This is a genomic window from Cognatilysobacter segetis (genome assembly GCF_004359965.1).
GTDB lineage: Bacteria > Pseudomonadota > Gammaproteobacteria > Xanthomonadales > Xanthomonadaceae > Cognatilysobacter > Cognatilysobacter segetis.
Genome location: NZ_SMRQ01000097.1, coordinates 1 through 2,865, shown reverse-complemented (window position 1 = coordinate 2,865; position 2,865 = coordinate 1). Strand labels below are relative to the sequence as shown.

Genomic DNA, 2,865 nt, shown 5'->3' with positions numbered 1-2,865 from the left:
TCCTCGGGCAACCACGGCGCCGCGCTCGCGCTCGCGGCGCGCGGTCGCGGCATCGCCTGCCACGTGGTCGTGCCCGAGGGCGCGGTGCCCGGCAAGCTCGCCGCGATCGAGGCCTACGGCGCCACGCTGCACCGCTGCGCGCCGACCATCGCCGCGCGCGAGGCGATGTGCGCCGAGCTGCAGGCCTCGCTCGGCGCGCGGCTCGTACATCCGTACACCGATCCGCTCGTCATCGCCGGCCAGGGCACCGCCGCGCTCGAACTGCTCGCGACGCAACCGCTCGACGCGATCGTGGTGCCGGTGGGCGGCGGCGGGCTGGCGTCGGGCACGGCACTGGCGATCGCCGGCGCGTCGCCGCGCACGACGCTCTACCTCGCCGAACCCGCCGGCGCGGCGGAAACCGCGGCCTCGCTCGCCACCGGCGAGCGCGTCACCGCCTTCACCCCCGACACGATCTGCGACGGCCTGCGCGGCACGCTCGGCGCGATCAACTTCGAGCTGCTGGAGGCGCACGGCGCGCAGGCGCTGGTGGTGGACGATGTCGCGACGCTCGCCGCGATGCGGCTGGTGTGGACGCGCATGAAGCAGTTGATCGAGCCTTCGTCGGCCGTCGCGCTCGCCGCGGTGCTCGCCAATCCCGATGTCTTCGCCGGCCGGCGCGTCGGCATCGTCCTGTCCGGCGGCAACGTCGACCTCGCTGCACTGGTGAACGCATGAACACGACGAGCGCGACGCGCCCCTGGCATCGCCATCCCGCGCTGTGGATCGCGCTGTTCGCGATCGTCACCACGCTGCTGTTCCTCGGCCTGCGCGGCATCTGGGATCCGGACGAGGGCCGCTACACCAACGTCGCGCTCAACATGCTCGACAGCGGCGACTGGCTGATCCCGCGGCGCAGCTACGAGGTCGAGCACTGGACCAAGCCGCCGCTCACCTACTGGGCGATCGCCTCCAGCATCGCCGCGTTCGGCAGCAATCCGTTCGCCGCGCGGCTGCCGTCGGCGATCGCGCACCTCGTCTGCGTGCTGCTGGTCGGGCTGATGGGCCGGCGCCTGTCGCCCGGCGCCGGCCCGCGCGCCGCGCTCACCTACGCGACGATGCTGTTCCCGTTCGGCGCGTCGCAGATGATCACGACGGACTACGTGCTCACCGCGACCGAGACGCTCGCGCTGTGGGCCTTCGTCGAAGCGCGCTTCGGCCCGTCGCGCCCGCGCGCATGGCTGGTGCTGATGTGGGTCGGCTTCGGGCTCGCGTTCCTGACCAAGGGCCCGCCCGGCCTGCTGCCGCTGCTGCCGATCCTGCTGTTCGACCTGCTCACGCGCACGAAGGGGCGGCCGATCGCGTTCCAGCCGCTCGGGCTGCTGCTGTTCGTCGCGATCGCCGCGCCGTGGTACGTCGCGGTGACGCAGAAGACGCCCGGGCTGATGGGCTATTTCCTCGGCTCGGAAGTGGTGGGCCGCGTGGCCACCGACGAGTTCAAGCGTCACGGCGAGTGGTACGGCTGGTTCGTGATCTACGCGCCGACGCTGGCGATCGGCACGCTGCCGTGGTGGCGCCCGCTGTGGCGCTGGCTGCGCGGACTGCCGGCGCAGGTCGGTGCGTGGTGGCGCGACGCGGCCGCGCGCGTCGCCGACGCACCGTGGCTGCTGCCGACGCTCTGGGCGCTGGTGCCGCTGACGATCGTCTGCATCGCGCGCTCGCGCCTGCCGCTCTACATCCTGCCGCTGTTCGCGCCGATCGCATTGCTGGTCACGCTGCAGTCGGTGCGCGACGGCCGCGCGCTGCCGCGCGTGGCCTGGGTACTCGGCTGGGGCGCGGTGATGTTCGCGCTGAAGATCGCCTCGGCGCACTTCCCGACCCACAAGGACGCGCGCGACTGGGCGGCGGCGATCCGCGAACGCACGCAGGCGCCGATCGAGGAGGTGCTGTTCGTCGAGGACATGGCCCGCTACGGCGTGCACCTGCACCTCGGCCCGCACGTGCAGGTCGAGAAGCTGTCGCTGCACCCCGCGCCGGACTCGAAGTTCAACCCCGAGTACGACGAGTCGATGTGGGGCGAGCTGCGCGAGCACGAGCCGGAGCAGCTCTGGGTCGTGAAGCAGGAGAACTTCGCCGAGGTGTCGGCGCTGGCGCATCACGAGGGTTTCGAGGCGGTGCCGCAGGGCACGCCTTACCAGGGCCGCGTGTTCTTCCGCACGGTGCGCCGCTGAGGCTCAGTCGCGCGGCGCCTCGCGTCGCGCGACGAGCGCGCTGAACAGCAGGATCGCCAGCACCACCACGCCGGCGCCGAGCGCGGCGATGCCGCGCGGCCAGGCCTCGCCCAGCCAGGCCGCGCTGATCAGCGTGGCGAACAGGATCTCCGCGGCCTGCATCGCCTCCGCCGCGGCGAGCGCCACCGGATCGCGCCGCACGAGGCCGGTCGCGCGGAAGAACAGCACGGTGGCGACGATGCCCGCGCCCAGCGCGACGCCGCCGGCGAGCGCGACCTGTCGCAACGGCGGCGCGCCGGCCTCGACCTGCGCGTACGCGACCACCGGCAGCCACAGCGGCAGGCTGGCGAGCGACAGCCCGAACACGCGCTGCGTCGCGTCGAGTTCGATACCGGCGCGCTCCAGGTGCAGCAGCAGCCCGCGGTTGCCGAGCGGATAGGCGAAGGCGCTGACCGCCACGCAGCCGAGGGCGATCCACGCCTCGCGATCGAGTCGGCCGCCCGCCTGCGCGGCCTGCATCAGCAGCACGCCGCCGAACGCGAGCAGCCCGCAGACCAGCGCCGCACGCGGAATGCGCCGGCGCGCGTCGCGGTACAGCAGCGGCGCGCAGAGCATCCCGGCGACGACGGTGAGCTGGAACGTGCCGGCGATCAGC

3 protein-coding genes are annotated in these 2,865 nt (G+C 73.3%); 2 read left to right on the top strand and 1 reads right to left on the bottom strand.

Annotated features, from left to right (window positions below):
• Together E4F61_RS13805 and E4F61_RS13800 are read left to right on the top strand one after the other, a co-directional pair.
• A partial coding sequence (locus E4F61_RS13805; protein ID WP_133480199.1) for a pyridoxal-phosphate dependent enzyme occupies positions 1 to 717 on the top strand: 717 nt, incomplete at its 5' end.
• On the top strand, positions 714 to 2,210 hold the full coding sequence (locus E4F61_RS13800) for an ArnT family glycosyltransferase (RefSeq protein ID WP_133480198.1): 1,497 nt from the start codon (positions 714 to 716) through the stop codon (positions 2,208 to 2,210). The genes E4F61_RS13805 and E4F61_RS13800, both read left to right, overlap by 4 nt.
• A gap of 3 nt (positions 2,211 to 2,213) precedes the next feature.
• Here E4F61_RS13800 and E4F61_RS13795 read toward each other — a convergent pair.
• On the bottom strand, positions 2,214 to 2,865 hold a 652-nt coding region (locus E4F61_RS13795; protein WP_133480197.1), incomplete at its 5' end, for a multidrug resistance efflux transporter family protein.

Excerpts from the sequence above, each read along its gene's own strand:
- E4F61_RS13800 (WP_133480198.1), top strand. The coding sequence starts at position 714 with ATGAACACGACGAGCGCGACGCGCCCCTGGCATCGCCATCCCGCGCTG.